The organism is Streptomyces sp. NPDC048473 (assembly GCF_043200155.1).
In the GTDB taxonomy this organism is placed as follows: Bacteria; Actinomycetota; Actinomycetes; order Streptomycetales; family Streptomycetaceae; genus Streptomyces.
In genome coordinates this window covers 91,290-108,886 of sequence record NZ_JBICXE010000004.1, presented here as the reverse complement: position 1 = coordinate 108,886, position 17,597 = coordinate 91,290, and the positions used below count along the sequence as shown (strand labels likewise).

The window sequence follows — 17,597 nt, the reverse complement described above, 5'->3', positions numbered from 1 at the left end:
TCCGCCGTCGGCCGGGCGCCCCGTGCCGCCACGTCCAGGATCAGTGCCGCGATGTTCCAGGCGTCGTCCGCGCCGCTGTGGTGGCGGCCCTCCAGGGGGAGTCCCGCGATCCGCAGGGCCTGGGCCATGCCTGGGCGTCTGCGCAGGCCCTAGCTGTCGGTGAAGGGGAGCTCGGCGTTCGTGTGGCGGTGGCCGAACGGGTACCGGGACGCGCACCGGCACCCGGATTTCGCGGGTCCGCCGTACGTCCGACGGCTCAGCGGCGCGTCAACGAGCGGCGTCTGCGCAGCAGTTCGGCCAGGCCCCGGCGGGTCGCGGCGATCACCACGCGGTCCTCGGGGCGCAGTACGTACCCGGGGTGCAGGTCCCAGACCAGGCCCGACGGGCGGTTGGGGGAGGCGGGGGTGGCCGTGGTCAGATCCCGGCGGCGATCCTGAGGCGGGGTGGCGTCCAGGGCCAGGACCCGCCAGGCGCCCGCTTGGAACGCCTGCTCCACCGTGCGGCCCTCCAGCTGCGGGTACCCCGCCACCTCGATCGCCGCGAACAGCATCACCTTCCGCTCGACCGGTATCGCGCCCAGGATCTGCCGGCCCATCATGGCGCCCGCGAAGGCCGGGGCGGCCAGATGGGAGACGGAGCGGGAACGGGTCAGGGCCTGCGGGTGGGCGGTGCGAAGGGTGCGGTAGACGGCGGTGGCGAACTCGTCGTCGAACAGGCGCAGTGCGACGCGCAGGTCCGGCTTGACCGAGCGGGCGTACAGCGCGGCTTCCAGGTTGGTGGTGTCGGAGCTGGTCAGGGCGAGAAGCGCGCGGGAGCGCTGGATCTTCGCCGCCTCCAGTACGCCCTCCTGCGTGACGTCACCGAGGACCACCGGTACGTGCAGCCGCCGGGCCACGGGGATTCCGCGCGCGTCCGGGTCGTCCTCCACGCACACCACGGGAATGCCGAGCTCATGCAGCCGGACGAGGACCCGCGTACCGACCTTGCCGAGGCCGAGCAGTACCACATGGCCGGACAGGCCTCGTGGCGGGCGGCGCAGGGACGAGGCCGTGCGGAGCGATCCGAAGGCCTCCAGCACACCCGCCACGAGCAGCGGCAGCAGCATCAACCCGGCTACACCCGACAGGAGTTGGATCACCTGACGGGCCATGGAGTCACCGATCGCCGGGTCGCCCATCGCGAACAGGTCCAGCAGCGTCAGATACGTGGCGTGCACCGGGTCGTCCCCGGTGGTGAGCGTGGACGCGACGGCGAGGCCCAGCACGGCCAGGCCGACACCCAGCGCCGACCAGCGCAGCCGCCGGGAGAAGAACTGGCTGAGCGGTGCGCCCCTGCCGCCGCCCATCCGGGACGGCGGACCGGCCGGGCCTGCCTGGCTGACCGCCTCCAGGACGACCGTGCGACGCCCCGTCGCTGCGGCCACCTGCCGTTCGTCGGGCAGGAGTTGGGGGCCTTCGTCGCCGCTGCTGTCGGAACCCTCGGTGCCCGCCGGGTCATGGGTGGTGGAGGAGAGCAGCGCGAGGGTGCACAGGCCGGGGTCGGCGATCCGGCCGTCCTCGGGCGGGGTGCGTTCGGCGGCGCGCAGCAGCAGACCTTCCGCCTGGATGACCTTGCTGGAGCCGGTGAGGGCGGTCGCCGCGAGGGCGGGCGCGGCCGTGTCGGCGTCGGAGAGGACGGTGGTCGATGCGTCCAGCTCGGTCGGGTCCAGGCCGGGTGCGGCGACGGCGGCGGCCTGGTCGAGCAGGGTCTCCAGATACTGGCCCAGCTTGCGGTTGTAGAGCCGGATGACCAGCCGGACATGGGGGTTGAGGCGGCGGGCGGTCAGCGCGGCGCGGATGTTGCGCTCGTCGTCGTCATAGACCAGGGCCAGTGCGGCGGCCGATTCGATGCCCGCCTCCTCGAAGGCCTCGTCGGACGGTTCCGGTGCCTCCAGGATGCGTACCGCCTCGACCCCGGCGTTGGTGTCGCCGTCCCCGGGAGCACCCGTGGACCCGTTCCCGCCGTTCCCGCCGTTCCCGCCGTTCCCGCCGTTCCGGTTCACCGCCTGCGACATCCGGCCGAACAGGGCCGCCGCCCGGCCACGCCCGGTCAGCGGCAGCTCCGGCCGGTGCGCGTCACGTCCCGGCGGCAGTACGAGGGTGACCCGCTCTCCGTACACATAGCGCAGCTCCACGGCGAGCCGCTGGGCCAGTGCGTCGTCACCGCAGACGACCATGTGTCCGCTGAGCGGGGAGCGTTGGGGCTGTTGGGGAAGTGTAGACACGAGACCCAGCATGCCTTGCTCCTCTCCGTCGTACCCGCCCGGTCAGTGATCTTCCTGCGGAACGGAGGCCGACGGCGCCGCGTGCCGGGCCTGCGGGCCGGCGAGCAGATGGCGCGGGTCCGCGACCCGGACGATCGCCGACTCGACCGCCGCGATCCGGTCCGCGAGCAGCCCCAGCGCGGCGACCGCCCGGGTCACCGGGTCGCCGTCCGGGCCGCCGAGCGCCTGCGTACGGACATAGGAGGCAGTGATCGCGGACCAGCGCGCGGACTGCTCGGCGGTGAGACGGCCGCGCAGCGCGGCGAGTTTCAGCAGATTGGACTCCGCGCCCGTGGTCAGCGTCTGGGCCTCGCCCGCGTAGTGGTCGTCGATGACGGCGAGGAGTTCCGCGTCGTTCATCACCGGCACGATCCGCTCGGCGATCTTGTTCATGTTGCGGTACGAGCCCTGCAGCCGGAACGGCGGCTCGGTGCGCGTCGCGTCCGTCTGTGCGGCCGAGGCGATGTACGCGGCGTTCACGGCCAGCACCGTGTCCCGGGCGGTCAGCAGATGGCGCAGGACCGACACGATCCGGTCCACCTCGGCAGGCGCGTAGGGGTGGTCGAGCCGGTCCGCGCGGGCTGCCTGGCTGGTCCCGGAGGCGAGCCGTACGAACAGGGCGAGATCGTCGCGGGAACGCCCGGCGAGCGGGGCCAGCACCGGGTTGGCGGTCAGCGCGTTCTCGATGAAGCTCAGCGCGAAGACGTCCTCGCGGCCGCTCAGCACCTCGCCGAGATTCCATACGTCGGCCCGGTTGGCGAGCATGTCGGGGATACGGAACCGCGCCCCCGACTCGGTGTACGGATTGCCCGCCATGCACACCGCGAACCGCTTGCCCCGCAGGTCGTAACTGCGCGGTTCGCCGTCCCGTACGCCTTCGATCCGGCGGGTGGCGTCGCAGAGCGGAATGAACTTCTGGAGCAGTTCGGGCGAGGTGTGCTGGATGTCGTCGAGGTAGAGGAGCGTGTTGTTGCCCGTCTCCAGGGCGAAGTTGATCTTCTCGATCTCCTGGCGGGCGGTCGCGGAGCGCGCCTGCGCAGGATCGAGGGAGGTCACGTCGTGGCCGAGGTTCGGTCCGCTGATCTTGACGAGGACCAGGCCGAGCCGGTCGGCGACGTACTCCATGAGCGTCGTCTTGCCGTAGCCGGGCGGCGACACGAGCAGCAGCAGGCCCTGCGAGTCGGTGCGCCGGCCGGCGTCGGCGGTGCCGAGCTGCTTGGCGAGACTGTCGCCGATCAGCGGCAGATACACCTCGTCCAGGAGTCGGTTGCGGACGAACGCCGACATGACGCGCGGCCGGTGGTCGTCCAGCCGCAGCCGGGCACGCTCGGCTGCCACGAGTGCGGTGCGATGGCGCTGATAGGCACGGAATCCGGGGACGGTGGTGGTGCGGAACCCGTCGGTGCGGGCGAGGAGTTCATCGAGGCGGACGGTCAGCCGGCCCCGGTCGATGCGCGGGTGCGTGCCGAGCAGGCCGTCCACGGTCGCGGTGAGCGGCGCCTCGCACTCGTACCGGGCGAGCACGGGCTCCGGGCAGAGTTCCACGGCGACGGCCTCCGCCAGGTCGCCCGCGTCGATCTCCGTACCGCTCGCGGCGGCGTACGAGGCGAGCCATCCCTCGACCAGCTGGCGCCGGGCCGGGAGGTCGTCGTGGAGAGCGGCGAGGTCCTCGTCGTACGCCGAAGAGTCCGTCGTACGACGGAACTTGTCCAGAAACGTGCGGGCGGCGGCGCTCGTGACGAATCCGGCCGGGCCGCTCGTCAGCTCCTCGAAGAGATACGCGGCGACGGCGGGGGCCCCGTCGCCCCCGATGACCTCCGCCCACTCCTCGTGAAGCGTGGCGACGGCCGGGGAGAGGCCGAACGTCTCACGGGCGCGGGCCAGCGAGAGGGCCCGCCGGGTCCAGGAGGTGCGCCGGGCCTCGTCCGTCCCGTACGCCCAGAAGAGCTGCGCCGCCGCTCGTACGGCGGGCGGGCAGCGCAGCAGTCCGGCCCCGGCGTGCAGCCCCAGCAGGGTGGTGAGGATGGCGGTGGCGTCCTCGTCGTGGACACCGCGCTGGTAGCCCTCGTCGTACGCGGACGCCGCCGACTCCCGCACCAGAGAGGTCAGTTCGGACCCGTTCAGGGTGGCGAGGGTGTCGGCGCCCTGCTCGTCCAGGAGCCGGGCGGCCAGATGCTCGGCGCGGTAGACGTGCGGGGACTCCGAGGGCAGCGTCCGGTCCCAGTACGGGCGGGTCGCCTCGAAGGCCGGGTCGGTGACCGGCGCCCGGTAGTCCGTGCCGGTGAGGGCGAACGCGAGCCGGTCCCCGTGCGGGACGAGCGTCAGGTCGAACGGCTGGGTGTTCACGGCGAACCGGTGCCGGCCGAGACGGATCGTGGCGCCGCCGTCCGCGTACAGCTCGCTGCGGTCGCGCAGGGCCCGCCCGGCCTCCTGGCGGGCGGCCAGCAGCTGCCCGTCCAGCTCCTCGGCGCGCACCGGGTCGCCGAGTTCCCGCAGTTCGTCCGCGGTGCGGCGCACCTTGACGACCATCGGGTCGGAGGCGAAGTACGTGTGGACGGCGTCCAGGTCGGGCAGGGTGGCCAGCCGCCGGGAGACCGTTTCCAGGACCCGGGCCGCCGAATCCGCCAGCCGCTCCGCCCGCCGGGCCCGGGCGTCCTGCAACGTCTGCTTACGGGCCGAGAACGCCTCGTACACCTCCGTCCGCCGCCCGGCCAGCTCGTCGAGAAAGTCGTCGAACTCCGCGAACCGCGACTCCAGGTTCTCCAACTGGAGCAACAGCCTGGCCAGTTGTTCATCACAGGCGTCCGGGGTGTCCGCCGCGGCCAGTGCCCCCGTGACGGCCTGCCCCAGCAGTGCGAACTCGGCGGCGAACTCGGCGCGGCCCTCGTGGTCCAGGAGCTCGCGGCGGCGCGCGTCGAGAGTGGCGCGGGCCCGGTTGACCCCGCCGAGGACCTCCGCGATCCGCTCCAGGACCGACGTACGGACCGTCGCGTCACCGATGTTGATCCCGGCCACGACATCCGTGACGGTGCCGAGGCCCTGCGTCATCTCCGTCAGCCGGTCGCCGAGCGCCGAGGCGTCCACGACGGTGGTGAGCGCGGACGCCTCGGCGGCCAGGCGCGCGACGTCCTCGTGGTAGCCGGCGAACGCATCGTCCCGGCCGAGGAACGCGACAGTGCGCCGGTCGGCCGATTCGATGTCGGCGGCGGTGGCGGCGGTGAGCTCGGCGATCCGCTCGGTGTCCGCGTACCGCATCTCGGCGAGCGTCGCCAAATGACCGTGCGCGCGGCGGAGTTCGGTGAGCTGGGCGACCCAGGCGGCGGCCGAGCGCGGAGCCTCGCCACGGATGCGGCGGACGAGAGCGGTGAGCCGGTCGGCCGTCTCGCTGAGCGCGTCGGCGGCCTGCCGGGTCAGCTCCTGGACCGTTTCGAACTCGGTGAGGAACTGCTGTGCGGTGGCCCGCAGCTCCGCCAACGGGGCAGCAAGCGCGCCCAGTTCGGAATCGGTCAGCCAGTGGTAGCGGTCGGTGGCGCGGGTGCAGTCCGCGACCAGCTGCGCGTACACGGCGGCGGTCGGTGTCGTCTCGGCGGCGCTGTGCGCGAGCGCCAGACAGTCGGAGATGCCGCGCACCAGATCGGCGTTGCCGACCCGGGCGAGCGGACCGGTCCCGGCGGGGCGGGAGGCGGCGTAGGTGTCGGAGACGTACGGGGTCCGCCAGCGCTGCAACGGGTGGACCCGGGCCGGTTCGTCGCCCGTGGCGCTACCCCGCAGGAGGACGAGCGTGCCGGTGTCCAGCAGGGCGTGGCCGCGGCCCTGGAGGGGAGTGGCGACTTCCTGCCGGATCAGGTTGTAGGGCAGGAGCAGACTGCGGCCGTCGTCGGGGGAGCGGAAGACGTAGAGGACGTCCTCGCCGTTCGGGGAGCGGACCGCGCCCTCGAAGACCGGGTCGGTGAGCGGCTCGGCGATGTCGAAGGTCTTGGCGGTGCCGGTGGTGAGGTAGTAGCCGCCGGGGAAGATGATCCCCTGGTCCTCCGGGAGCCGGTGGCAGGCGGGCCCGATGAGGTCCAGACGCAGGACCGTGCCGAGCAGCGTGTTGAAGACCAGGTACCGCCAGGACTCCTCGTTGTACGGGCGGACGCGGAGCAGGATCAGCGGGCCGATCACGGCATGCTCGACATCCGCGTCGGCGAGGGACTGGAGGGGTTCGGTGACCGGCTCCTCGTAGATCCCGTCGGGGGTGTCGGTGTCGTTGACCGTCTTGACGGTGAGGGTGCCGCCGAGCGTGTCGACGAAGAGGACGGCGTCCGTGCCGTCACCGCCCCCGCCCACGGCGATGTGCGGGTGCCGGCCGAGGACGTGGGACCCGCGGCCCGCGACGGTCCAGGTGAAGTCGTGCGAGGGCGGGAAGACGTGGTCGCGGTCGCCGCGCGCGTCGAGGAACACGCCGGGCGAACCGTCCGGGGCGAGCGCCCAGCGCAGTACGCGGATGCCGTCGGCGCTCTCGCCGGTGCGGAAGACGGCAAGCAGTTTGCCGTCCACGCGGCGCAGTCGCAGGAGGCGGGCGTCGCGGTAGTAGCGGTGCAGGGCGGCGAATTCGCGTACGAAGGCCTCGTCTTCGAGCAGGCCGCCCTGGTCCGTGGTCTCCAACTCGGGTCCGTACAGGGTGAGTACGTCGCCGACCTCGGCGGGTTCCGCTGCCCCCGGGCCCCGTTCGAACCCGAACAGCAGCCGGCCGCCGACGGCCACCAGGTCGCGGGGTACGGATGCCTGCTCGGTACGGATCTGCTCGGTGCCGGTGAGCCGTAGCCCGGTCGATCCGAACTCCTCTGTGCGCCGGGCGTTGAGCGCCTCGGCGCGGTTCGCGAGATCGGCGGCCCGGGCGGTCAGCCGGCGGCGCAGCACGTCGTACGTCCCCGCGTCCACGGGGCCGCCGGTGGGCGGTGCGGTCGTGGTGTCGGCTTCCATACGTGCGGCTCTCCCTACGAGGTGTTTGGTGCGGGTGCGTCCCGCTGTCGGGCCGTGTCCTCGATCGCCGGACGGGCGTGATCTGCCCCGCCCATCCGGCGATCGATATTCGCCCTACGCGACCGGCGACCCGTTACGCGAGGCGGGCACATCGGGGACGCCCGCTCCCGCCACCGCGGACACCGGCACATCCGCCAGCCCCAACTGCCGCGCCGCGGCCAGCAGCTGCTGCACCTGCCCCGGCGCGACCCCCGCCCCCGGTGCCCGCATCATCCGCATCAGCAGCGCCGACACCGTCAGGTTCTGCACGTCCCCCGTCGACACCGACCCCAGCACCCGCGTCAGATCGTCCGTGAACGACGACGTGCCGTTCAGCCACGGCCCCGCGAGCGCCTTCGCCGTGTCCGAGTTCTCGACGAAGGCGTCGAAGCCCTTGCCCATCGAGATGGACGAGACGAGCCGGTCGAAGAAGACCGAGTCCCCACCGACGATGTGGATTTCGGCGTTCTCCAGACCCGTGGCCAGCACCGTCGCCTGCGCCTCGGCGACCTGCCGCTGCACATCGAGCCCTGCCAGCCGGATCTCCTTCTCCGCGGCGAGCCGCAGCCGGTACTCCTCGTGGCCGCGCGAGGCGTCGTCCAGCGCCGCCATGGCGGCCGCCTTCTCGGTAAGCCCCGCCGCCTCGGCCTTCAGCTTCTCGCCGATCATCGCCGCGTCGGCCGTCGCCTGGGCCTGCGTACCCTCCGCTGCGGCGAGCGCCTTGAGCCTGGATCCCTCCGCCTCGGCCTTGAGACGGGCGGACGCGGCCTCGGCCTCGGCGAGACCGGTCTTCTCGATGACGTCGGCCTCGGCGTCACGTACCTGGACCTCCGCGAGTCCGGGCGCCGCGGACTCCGCCTGGATGCCCTCGGCCAGCCGCAGCTTCGCCTGGGCGTCCAGGTCCGCGGTCTTCAGCCGGGCCTCGGCGAGTGTCAGCTGCTCGGCGGCCAGGTGGGTGGCCGCCGCCTCCGCCGCCTCCGCGGCCTTGATGTCCTTGACCAGCTTCTCCTGGGCCTCCGCCTCGGCGGCGATGATGACCGACTTGCGGGTGCGCTCCGACTCCTCGACGGCCCGCAGCGTCTTGATGGACTCCTCCTGCTCGGCGACCGTACGGTCCACGGCGATCCGCTCCCGGATCACATCGGCGACCTCACGGCGCTCGGCCTCGACCTCCTTCGTCGCGGCGATCCGGTTGAGTTCGGTCTGCCGCTCGCGCCCGATGACCTCGATCAGCCGGTCCTTCTCGATGCGCTCGTTCTCCACGGCGATGACACGCTCACGGTTCTTCTGCGCGACGGCGATCTCCCGGGCCTGGTTCTCGCGCTGGATGCCCAGCTGCTCCTCGGTACGGATGAACGCGGTCTGGGCGCCGAGCCGTTCCTCCTCCTGGACCCGGGCGGTCGCGGCCTCCTCGCGGGCCCGCAGCGTCTCGACCTCGCGGCGCTGCTTGATCTCGGCCTCGGCCTGCCGGCGCTCCAGCTCCAGAATGGTCTCCCGGGCGTCGACGTTCTGCCGGGTGATCTCCTTCTGCTCGGTGCGCTGGTACTCGTTGGTGCGTACGTGCTCGATCGCCGTCAGCTCGGTGATCTTGCGGATGCCCTGTGCGTCGAGGATGTTGGCGCCGTCGAGCTGAGACATCGGCGTCTGTTCCAGGTGGTCGATCGCCGCGTCGTCGAGGTGGTAGCCGTTCAGGTCCGTACCGATGACCCGGATGATCCGGTCACGGAACTCCTCGCGCTTGGTGTACAGATCGACGAAGTCCAGCTGCTTGCCGACGGTCTTGAGCGCCTCGGCGAACTTCGCGGCGAAGAAGTCCTGGATCGCGACCTTGTCGCTGGCCCGCTCCGTACCGATGGACTGGGCGACCTTGATGACGTCCTCGACGGTCTTGTTGACGCGTACGAAGAAGTTGATGTGAATGTCGGCGCGGATGTTGTCCTGGCAGATCAGGCCCTCGCGCCCGGTGCGGCGGATCTCGATGGTCTTTACCGAGATGTCCATGTACTCGGCCTTGTGCAGCACCGGCAGGACGACGGCCCCGGTGAAGGTGACATCGACCTTCTTGGTCTTGGAGATGATCAGCGCCTTGCCCTGTTCCACCTTGCGGAAGAGCCGGCTGATGACGAGGAGCAGGGCGACGGCGATGAGCAGGACAACGGCTACGAGCACACCGAAGCCCAGGGTGATGGCATCCATGACAGTCCTTGGCGGCTGGTGAGGAAGGTGGAGAGGTAAGAGGGATCTGCCCGGGTCACCGGACGGCCGGGTGACCGGACGGCCCGGGCGGTTTCGGTGACGCGGCCGCGACGGGCGGGACGGTCAGCCGGAGCGACGCGGAGTGCGGCGCGCGCCTGAGCGGGTGCCCGGGCGCGGGCCCGTGCGCGGCTTCGGTGGTCCCGGGTCCAGCGCCTTGTCGTACGGCGAGACCCAGAAGAACTCGCCTTCGTCGTCGTACGCGTACAGCAGCCCCGCACTGCCCGAGGTGAGAACCGTGCCGTCCGTGCCGTGCGCGTCGTCCGTCGGGCCGAGCAGCCTGACCTGGACGATCGCGGTGGAACCGTCGGCCGCCGCGACCTCGGCCTGGCCGAAGTCGGAGCTGACGGAACCGGTACGGATCGTGCAGACCCGGCCGAGGAAGTCCTGCCGCGACGGAGGAGGCTCGTCCGGGAATCGCCGGCGCACCAGGCGCACCAGCACCCGCATCACGGCCCGGGCGATCAGCAGCGCCCCGGCGAACACGGCACAGGCGAGCGCGGCGCGGGTGAGGCCGGTGACACCGCTGCGGCGCAGCAGGACCGTACCGGCCAGGCTCGTGAACCAGCCGACGACGACTGTGACGGACACCGAGACGGTGACCGGCACCCCGCCGATCCCGGCCATGCCGGTGTCGAGGTCCCCGTCGAAGGAGTGGTGATCGGCAGCACCGGCCAGCACGAGGAGCCAGAAGAAGACGACCACGGCCAGCGCTGCGCCGAACAGGACGGCGGGAAAGGCGGTCGCCGCGCTCAGGAACTCCTGCATCGGTCCGCCCCCTGTCCCTTCGGGCGGTCCGGTGGTGACCCCGGTGCTGCGGTACCGCTCGGAGCGGTGCCGCAGCAGCCGGGTCTTCCCCCGTATCCCCCGTGTTCCCCCGGTTCGTGCTGACCGGATCGTGTCACTCGGGGCCGGGGACCGCACTGCCGGAGTCCGGCAATCTTTGTACGTCCTTGATGCCGGGCACCGGCACCGGCCCGTATGCGTTGGGGGAGTGTCAATGTCGCGTCAGGACTTGAGGAGTGCGCGTGCCGGAGCCGGAGATTTTCGACGAGTATCTGGGGGACTATGCCCACATTCTGGCCGATGTCGCCGCCACTGGCCGTCGGTTGACCCGGGACGAGCTGGACACCCGCCGGCTCCTGGGCAGGGAGGCCGCCGAGGCCGGATTCCAGCTGCGCGCCCTGATCGGCCTCCATCTCGCCGCGACCCGCACCGCCTGGCCGCAAGCCGCCTTTGCCGATGCGGCGTCCATCGACTCCGTGCTGGCCACGGTCGAGCAGGCCGTCGACGCCTTCGCCGCGGGCTTCGAGCGGGCCCAGCGGCTCACCGTACGGCGCGAGGAGGCGGCGCGCCGTGAGTTCATCGACGATCTGCTGTACGGGCGCAGCGACCTGGGCAGGCTCGCCGAGCGGGCCACCCGGTTCGGGCTGCGGCTCTCGCGCGCCCACGCGGTCGCGGTGGCGACGGGCCCGGAGGCGTACACGGAGACCGACCCCGTACTGCGCACGGTCGAGGCGGCGCTGCTCACGCGCTTCAGCGGCCGGAAGATCCTGATCACGACGAAGGACGGACGGCTGGTCTGTATCGCCCCCGGAAACCAGCCCGATGTCCTGCGGTACTTCGCCAAGCAGTCGCACGCGGCGACGGACGGCGGCCGGGTCGCGGTCGGCCGCCCGCACTCGGGCCCCGGTGGCGTCGTCCAGTCGTACGACGAGGCGCTTGAGGCGCTCGATCTCGCGGAACGGATGGATCTGGACGATCCGGTGCTGTACGCCGCCGACCTGCTGGTCTACCCGGTGCTGACCCGGGACCGGCAGGCGATGGCCGATCTGGTGCGCAGCCAGCTGGGCCCGCTCCAGCAGGCGCGCGGCGGCGCCGAACCCCTCCTGAAGACGCTCTCCGTCTACTTCGACGCGGGCTGTGTGGCCGCCGAGACGTCCCGTCGGCTGTCGCTGAGCGTGCGGGCGCTGACGTACCGGCTGGAGCGGATACATCAGTTGACCGGTTCCGATCCGTCCGACCCGGTGCACCGCTACACGCTGCAGACGGCGGTCATCGGCGCCCGGCTGCTGGACTGGCCGGCCAAGGAGCTGTGACCGGCCCCGCACCGATGCCCCGTGCGCGGGCGCCGTGGCCTGCCTGCCTCGTCGTCAACGACCGCACCGGGTGACGGCGGTGGGCCCGGACCTCGGATACGGGCTGCGCCGACGTACCCCGGTCGCCGGTGTGCGGGCCCGTCCGGGGGCCTGCGCGGTCAGTTGGGGGTCGACCGTGAGGGCGGTGACGCCGAGTGGCATGCCGAGTGAGCGCAGGGCCGGTTCGGAGAGCCTGATCCAGGGCTGACCGTCGCCCAGGGTGGCGGCGAGCCGGTGCACGGAGGTGAAGCCGACGGCTGTGCGGTCGCCCAGCGGCGTACGGAAGTACCGTGCCGTCCATCCGGTGGGGCAACCGGCCGGTCCCGGCCGGACGGGGACGAAGAGCGGTCCGGCCGGGCCGGGTTCAAGAGGTTCGGGGTCGTCCGTTCCGCTGTGGTCGGACATGGGTGTGCCTCCTCGACGGGCCCAGGTGCATGCGTGCTGCACCCAACACGTTATGCCCGCACGTGAGGGGAGCCGGTACGGCCCTGACGCGCACTTGACGCGAGACCCCGCACCCGTGACGCGATGCTGATGCGTGCTGCGGGGGCGGGGTCTCGGAAGGGGGTGGCCGGAGGTGCGCATCGGGGGGAGTGGCGCACCCCCGGCCTGCCGGGCACGGACCGGTGGTCAGCCGCTCCGCAGTCGCTCCGGCGGTATGGGGGTGGGACCGGGCCGAGCCGGTCCGTAGAGCAGGGCGCTTACAGGTCGAACTCGTGCGGCGGGAGGTCGAGCGCGAAGCACGCCTCCCGGACGACAGCCTGCTCCGTCTTGTCGAAGTCGCCGTCGGCGCCGCCGATGACGATGCCGATCTGGATGACGGCACGCGCCTCGGCAGGCTTCTTCTTCGCCTTGCCGATCTCCTGGAGCACGCTGACCTTGCCGAAGGCGAAGTCGGCGGTGAGCTTGTTCACGTAGTCGTTGAAGCGGCGCTGCAGATCGTCCGCCGGGAAGTTCTGCAGAACTGCGTTGGAGGCGATCAGCGAGGCGACACGCTGGCGTTCGGACGGGTCGATGGATCCGTCGGCCGCCGCGACCAGGGCGCACATGGCCATGCTCGCGTCACGGAAAGCGCCGCTCTTCAGGTCGTTCTTCTTCGCTTCCAGCTGCGACTGCATCGACGAAGCGGATTCCTTGATCCGATCCCACAGTGCCATGACGTCTCCATACGTTGCGTTGCGTTGTGTTGCCGGAATGAATTCCAACTCTACAGACGTGTAGAAGTTAGCAGGACGGGTGCCCGCTGTGTCCCGGATACATCGGTAAGTAAGATGCTGCGACGCCGCGGCTGACGCGGTATCGCAGAAGGGCGGACCCAGATGGACTCGGCCAGGCCCGGCCGCCAACCGGACAACGAGCCGCCCCACGAGGAAGTGCCCGCCCCTGTGAGCCCCGCCCCTGTGAGTTCCGACCCTGTGCGTCCCGATCCCGTACGCCCCGACAGCCCGCGGCTGCGCAGGCGCGGGCAGGGCGAACTGGAGGCCCAGGTCCTCGCCGTACTGCACTCGGCGAACGGCCCCGCGACGGCCGGCTGGGTGCAGGAACACCTCGACGGCGACCTCGCGTACACCACCGTCATCACGATCCTCTCCCGCCTCTACGCGAAGAACGCCGTGACCCGGTCCCGCGAGGGCCGCTCCTACACCTGGACGTCCGCCTCGGACGAGGCCGGTCTCGCGGCCCTGCGGATGCGCCGCGTGCTGGACGGCGAACGGGACCGGGATGCCGTGCTCGCCCACTTCATCTCGGCCCTGTCCCCCGGTGACGAGGAACGGCTGCGTGCGCTCCTGGCCCGCGCGACCGCCCCGGACGACCCGGACAACCCCCCTGACACGGAAGGCCGATAGCGGTCCGATGGGTGTCTTCGTCTGTCTGCCGCTCGTGCTGCCGCTGACCGCGCTGCCGATCGCGCGCCTCGCCGAACAGCATCTGCACCCCCGCAGCGCGACCCGGTTGCTCGCCGTCGTCGGCACGCTGCTCGCCCTGTGCAGCACGCTGTGCCTGGGCCTGCTGATGGTGGTCGGTACGGCCCAGCTCCCGGGCAATCCGCTGCCGGACAGCTGGTCGGACCCCCAGGTGCGGGACGCGGTGCCGTACGAGGTGAAGGCGGGCATCGTCGCGATCGGCGTGCTGGCGGCGGTGCTCGGGGCGTGCGGGTGGACGGTGTACCGCCATGTGCGGCTGCGCATCCGGGCCGGCCGTGCCCTGTCCGCCGCCCGATCCGTCACCTCGGGCGACGTCGCCGTGCTCCCGGACCCGGAGCCGTACGCCTATGCGCTGCCGGGCAATCCGGGCCGGGTCGTCGTCTCGACCGCGATGACCCGGTGTCTGGACGCCGGTGAGCGCCGGGCCCTGATCGCCCATGAGCGGGCCCATCTGGCCGCCCGGCACCACCGCTATCTGCTGGCCGTCCAACTGGCGGCGCGCGCCAACCCGTTCCTGCTGCCGTTGCGTACGGCGGTGGCGTTCAGCACCGAACGCTGGGCGGACGAGGAGGCCGCACGTGCGGTCGGCGACCGGCGGGTGGTGGCGGTCGCGGTCGGCAAGGCGGCGCTCTTCTCGCACCGGGCCCCGGACGCCTCGGTCGGCTTCGCGGCCTTCGCGAGCTCCGCTTCGGCGGCGGGCCCCATACCGCGCCGGGTGGCGGCGCTGCTCGCCCCGGTTCCGCCGGCCCGGCTGTGGCCCCCGTCGTCCGCCCATGCCGTCCTGGCGGCACTCGTTGCGACGACGGGCACGGCGGTCTCGGCGCTCTCGTCGCTCAACGCGGCGGTGACGCTGGTGCGGATCCTGCACGCGGCGACCCCGCTGTGAGCCGTACGACGGGACAGGCGCATCGACCGGGCCCGGAGCCGGTACCGATTCGAGTCCCTCCGGCCGGCACGGTACAAAGAGGCATGGCCGCGGACGAACAGACATGTGAGGACCGACCGCCGGACCGGTGCGGGGACGATGATGTCGATGAGGTGACGCGCGCCGTACTGACGGCTTCCAGGCTGCTGGTCGCCGTATCCGCACGTTCACTGGCGGCGGTGGAGGACAGGGTGACGCTGCCCCAGTTCCGGCTCCTTGTCGTGCTGTCCACGAACAAGAACGCCAAGCTGGTGACGCTCGCCGAACGGCTCGGGGTGAACCCGTCGACCGCGATGCGCATGCTGGACCGGCTGATCGCCGCCGGTCTCGCGGAGCGGGAGGTGAACCCCGCCAACCGCCGCGAGACGGTACTGCGGGTGACCTCCGAGGGCCGCAGGCTGGTCGAGGACGTCACGGCGGCCCGCCGCAGGGAGGTCGCCGCCATCGTCGAACGCCTCGCCCCGGAGCAGCGCACCGCCCTGATCGACGCGCTGACCGCGTTCACCGTGGCGGGCGGCGAACCGTCCGTGCCGGGGGGCGGCTCGGACGCGTACCCGCTGGGCTGGACGTCCGACCTCCCCGCCCACCACGACTTCTGACCTCTCCGCCCACCGCGACGTCCGGCCCCCCCCCGCCCACCACGACTTCTGACCTCCCCGCCCACCACGACGTCCGGCCTCAGTCGGCGGAGGAGACGAACTCCTCCCGCGCGGCGGGCGCCGGACGGGCCGCCGGAACGTCGCCGCCCCCCGTCCCGCCCTTGCCGTTTTGGCCCCGCCACGCCTGGATCCTGGCCACGGCCGGCTGGGTCCAGCGGGCGGTGAGCGGTCCGACGATGACGAGGATGAGGACGTACGCGGTGGCGATGGGCCCGATACGGGGCTCGGTCGCCACGGCCAGACCGGCGATGACGATGGAGAACTCACCGCGTGCGACGAGCGTTCCGCCGGCCCGCCACCGCCCGCGCGAACCGATCCCGGCCCGCCGGGCCGCGTACCATCCGGTGCCGATCTTGGTGAGGACGGTGACGACGGCCAGCAGCGCCGCCGGAAGCAGCACCGGCGGGATCTCGGCCGGATCGGTGGAGAGTCCGAAGAACACGAAGAACACGGCGGCGAACAGATCCCGCAGCGGCGTCAGCAGCTTGCGCGCCCCCTCGGCGACCTCGCCCGAGAGCGCGATCCCGACCAGGAACGCCCCGACGGCCGCGGAGACCTGCAACTCCTGTGCCACACCGGCCACCAGGACGGTCAGCCCGAGCACCACCAGGAGCAGCATCTCCGGATTGTCGGAGGACACGGCCCGGCTGATCAGCCGCCCGTGCCGCAGCGCCAGATAGAGCACGAACCCGACGGTGCCGAGCGCGATGAGCAGTGCGACGCTGCCCCCGGCGAAGCCCACGCCCGCGAGCATCGCGGTGAGCAGCGGCAGATACACGGCCATCGACAGGTCCTCGATGACCAGAACACCGAGGATGACGGGCGTCTCCCGGTTCCCCAGCCGCCCCAGATCGGTGAGCACCTTCGCGATCACCCCGGACGACGAGATCCAGGTGACCCCGGCCAGCGCGACGGCCCCCACGGGCCCCCACCCGAGCAGCAGTGCGGCGACGGCTCCCGGCGTCGCATTGAGCACGAAGTCGACTGCCCCGGACGGATATTGCGTCTTGAGACTGGTCACCAGCTCCGAGGCGCTGTACTCGAGACCGAGCAGGAGCAGCAGCAGAATGACGCCGATCTCGGCGCCGACAGCGGTGAATTCCTCACTGGCCCCCAGCGGCAGCAGCCCGCCCTCCCCGAAGGCGAGCCCCGCCAGCAGATACAGAGGGATCGGCGAGAGTCCTATTCGCCCGGCGAACCGTCCGATGATTCCGAGGCCCAGAATGACGGAGCCGAGCTCCACCAGCAGCGCGGTCGTGTCGTGCACGGTCAGCCCTCCGCAATGATCTCGGAGAGCGCGTCGACGCCCTCACGCGTACCCACGACAACGAGCGTGTCCCCGATGGCCAGCCGGAAGTCCGGCCCGGGCGACGGATGCGCACTGTGCGTCCGCAGCACGGCCACGATCGAGGCCCCCGTCCGCGTCCGCGCCCGTGTGTCCCCGAGCAGCCGCCCGCCGTACGGGGAGCGAGTCCCGAGAGGTATGTGCTCGGTGACGAGATCGATCCCCTCGGTCCGTACGGCGTCGATCGGCGCGGCGTCGATGAGGTGCGCCAGGCCGGTGGCCTCCTGCGGTGTCAGGGGTACCGAGAGCCGGCACGAATCAGGATCGTCCTGGTCGTAGAAGCCGATGAACCGCCGCCCGTCGTGGTGGACGACGACGGAGATGTGCTGTCCCGACTCGGTCGTGTAGTCGTACTGCACACCGACTCCGGGCAGCGTGGTGCGGTGGGTTCCCATGGCTTCCTCCCGAGAGGTACGGCGGTGCATTGACGCACTTGGTGATCTCTTTAGCTACGCATTACCTTATCCGGAGGCTCCCGCCGCCTCCGGTGTACGGGCGCGGGGCGGGGCCCACGACTAAACTCGCCCGGGCCGGGCGTGGCCGAGGTCACCTTCCGGGCGACCGCAGCAACCGGCGGAAGGGGCGGGAATGTCGCGCAGTCGAGAGCTCAAGTTCCGGGCGGTCACGTCGTTCCAGCGGCATGTCGTCAACCCGCTCGCCAGACAGTCGCGGTCGCAGACCCTCCTGGAGACGACGGGCCGCACCTCCGGCCTCCCGCGCCGCACCCCGGTCGGCGGCAGCCGTGTGGGCCAGGAGTTCTGGCTGGTCTCGGAGTACGGCGAGAAGTCGCAGTACGTCCGTAACATCCAGGCCGACCCCCGGGTCCGGGTCCGCATCAAGGGTCAGTGGCACACCGGCACCGCCCACCCCCTGCCCGAGGACGACGCCCGCGCCCGGCTGAAGAGGCTGCCGCGGTACAACAGCGCCGTGGTGCGGGCGCTGGGGACGAACCTGTTGACGGTGCGGGTGGATCTGGCGGACTGACGCCGGACTCCACCGGTCCGGACGTGCGCGTGCCCGGCCGGTGCGGTGCCGGCCGGGCACGG

At 71.8% G+C, this 17,597-nt stretch carries 13 protein-coding genes and 1 pseudogene; 5 read left to right on the top strand and 9 right to left on the bottom strand.

What is annotated here, in order from left to right:
• Positions 1-8: 8 nt before the first annotated feature.
• The 5 genes and pseudogenes from ACGFU7_RS08975 to ACGFU7_RS08955 form a co-directional block, all read right to left on the bottom strand.
• Positions 9-206 (bottom strand): annotated as a pseudogene (locus tag ACGFU7_RS08975) (DNA polymerase III); the annotation flags it as partial.
• A gap of 50 nt (positions 207-256) precedes the next feature.
• Positions 257-2,275 carry an NAD-binding protein gene (locus ACGFU7_RS08970; protein WP_393693782.1) on the bottom strand — a complete coding sequence of 673 codons (2,019 nt, stop codon included), beginning with the start codon at positions 2,273-2,275 and terminating at the stop codon, positions 257-259.
• Positions 2,276-2,305: 30 nt separating this feature from the next.
• On the bottom strand, positions 2,306-7,267 hold the full coding sequence (locus tag ACGFU7_RS08965; protein WP_393693780.1) for a DNA repair ATPase: 4,962 nt from the start codon (positions 7,265-7,267) through the stop codon (positions 2,306-2,308).
• Between the two features lie 114 nt (positions 7,268-7,381).
• On the bottom strand, positions 7,382-9,502 hold the full coding sequence (locus ACGFU7_RS08960) for a flotillin family protein (RefSeq protein WP_393693778.1): 2,121 nt from the start codon (positions 9,500-9,502) through the stop codon (positions 7,382-7,384).
• 123 nt (positions 9,503-9,625) lie between these two features.
• A complete protein-coding gene (locus ACGFU7_RS08955; RefSeq protein ID WP_393693777.1) occupies positions 9,626-10,327 on the bottom strand; it encodes a hypothetical protein in 702 nt (233 codons plus the stop codon).
• A gap of 260 nt (positions 10,328-10,587) precedes the next feature.
• Between ACGFU7_RS08955 and ACGFU7_RS08950 the strand changes: the two genes are divergently transcribed.
• Complete coding sequence (locus ACGFU7_RS08950) at positions 10,588-11,658, top strand: PucR family transcriptional regulator (protein WP_393693775.1); 1,071 nt, start codon at positions 10,588-10,590, stop codon at positions 11,656-11,658.
• A gap of 54 nt (positions 11,659-11,712) precedes the next feature.
• Here the strand turns inward: ACGFU7_RS08950 and ACGFU7_RS08945 are convergent, their stop codons facing one another.
• Entirely contained in the window at positions 11,713-12,102 is a 390-nt protein-coding gene (locus ACGFU7_RS08945; protein ID WP_393693774.1) for an SAV_915 family protein, read from the bottom strand.
• Positions 12,103-12,398: 296 nt separating this feature from the next.
• Positions 12,399-12,854, bottom strand: a complete 456-nt coding sequence (locus ACGFU7_RS08940) for a tellurite resistance TerB family protein (RefSeq protein WP_393693773.1) — start codon at positions 12,852-12,854, stop codon at positions 12,399-12,401.
• A 243-nt stretch (positions 12,855-13,097) separates the two neighbouring features.
• Between ACGFU7_RS08940 and ACGFU7_RS08935 the strand changes: the two genes are divergently transcribed.
• The 3 genes from ACGFU7_RS08935 to ACGFU7_RS08925 all read left to right on the top strand — a co-directional run bounded on the left by ACGFU7_RS08935 (position 13,098) and on the right by ACGFU7_RS08925 (position 15,146).
• The gene (locus ACGFU7_RS08935) at positions 13,098-13,544 is read left to right on the top strand and encodes a BlaI/MecI/CopY family transcriptional regulator (RefSeq protein ID WP_393693772.1); all 447 of its coding nucleotides are present in this window, start codon (positions 13,098-13,100) and stop codon (positions 13,542-13,544) included.
• Positions 13,545-13,551: 7 nt separating this feature from the next.
• A complete protein-coding gene (locus tag ACGFU7_RS08930; protein WP_393693771.1) occupies positions 13,552-14,508 on the top strand; it encodes a M56 family metallopeptidase in 957 nt (318 codons plus the stop codon).
• A gap of 83 nt (positions 14,509-14,591) precedes the next feature.
• Positions 14,592-15,146: a MarR family winged helix-turn-helix transcriptional regulator gene (locus ACGFU7_RS08925; protein ID WP_393693769.1), complete on the top strand. Its 555-nt coding sequence runs from the start codon at positions 14,592-14,594 to the stop codon at positions 15,144-15,146.
• A gap of 79 nt (positions 15,147-15,225) precedes the next feature.
• Here ACGFU7_RS08925 and ACGFU7_RS08920 read toward each other — a convergent pair whose 3' ends face one another.
• Both ACGFU7_RS08920 and ACGFU7_RS08915 read right to left on the bottom strand, forming a co-directional pair.
• Complete coding sequence (locus ACGFU7_RS08920; RefSeq protein ID WP_393693767.1) at positions 15,226-16,473, bottom strand: cation:proton antiporter; 1,248 nt, start codon at positions 16,471-16,473, stop codon at positions 15,226-15,228.
• 2 nt (positions 16,474-16,475) lie between these two features.
• Positions 16,476-16,946 carry a cation:proton antiporter regulatory subunit gene (locus ACGFU7_RS08915; protein WP_073789085.1) on the bottom strand — a complete coding sequence of 157 codons (471 nt, stop codon included), beginning with the start codon at positions 16,944-16,946 and terminating at the stop codon, positions 16,476-16,478.
• 193 nt (positions 16,947-17,139) lie between these two features.
• On the opposite strand from ACGFU7_RS08915, the gene ACGFU7_RS08910 reads away from it, so the two are divergent.
• On the top strand, positions 17,140-17,535 hold the full coding sequence (locus tag ACGFU7_RS08910; RefSeq protein ID WP_189276765.1) for a nitroreductase/quinone reductase family protein: 396 nt from the start codon (positions 17,140-17,142) through the stop codon (positions 17,533-17,535).
• Positions 17,536-17,597: the final 62 nt, after the last annotated feature.

Bases quoted from the DNA above. Each gene is read 5' to 3' on its own strand.
- ACGFU7_RS08970 (WP_393693782.1), bottom strand. From the start codon at position 2,275: ATGCTGGGTCTCGTGTCTACACTTCCCCAACAGCCCCAACGCTCCCCG.
- ACGFU7_RS08965 (WP_393693780.1), bottom strand. From the start codon at position 7,267: ATGGAAGCCGACACCACGACCGCACCGCCCACCGGCGGCCCCGTGGAC.
- ACGFU7_RS08960 (WP_393693778.1), bottom strand. From the start codon at position 9,502: ATGGATGCCATCACCCTGGGCTTCGGTGTGCTCGTAGCCGTTGTCCTG.
- ACGFU7_RS08955 (WP_393693777.1), bottom strand. From the start codon at position 10,327: ATGCAGGAGTTCCTGAGCGCGGCGACCGCCTTTCCCGCCGTCCTGTTC.
- ACGFU7_RS08945 (WP_393693774.1), bottom strand. From the start codon at position 12,102: ATGTCCGACCACAGCGGAACGGACGACCCCGAACCTCTTGAACCCGGC.
- ACGFU7_RS08940 (WP_393693773.1), bottom strand. From the start codon at position 12,854: ATGGCACTGTGGGATCGGATCAAGGAATCCGCTTCGTCGATGCAGTCG.
- ACGFU7_RS08930 (WP_393693771.1), top strand. From the start codon at position 13,552: ATGGGTGTCTTCGTCTGTCTGCCGCTCGTGCTGCCGCTGACCGCGCTG.
- ACGFU7_RS08925 (WP_393693769.1), top strand. From the start codon at position 14,592: ATGGCCGCGGACGAACAGACATGTGAGGACCGACCGCCGGACCGGTGC.
- ACGFU7_RS08915 (WP_073789085.1), bottom strand. From the start codon at position 16,946: ATGGGAACCCACCGCACCACGCTGCCCGGAGTCGGTGTGCAGTACGAC.
- ACGFU7_RS08910 (WP_189276765.1), top strand. From the start codon at position 17,140: ATGTCGCGCAGTCGAGAGCTCAAGTTCCGGGCGGTCACGTCGTTCCAG.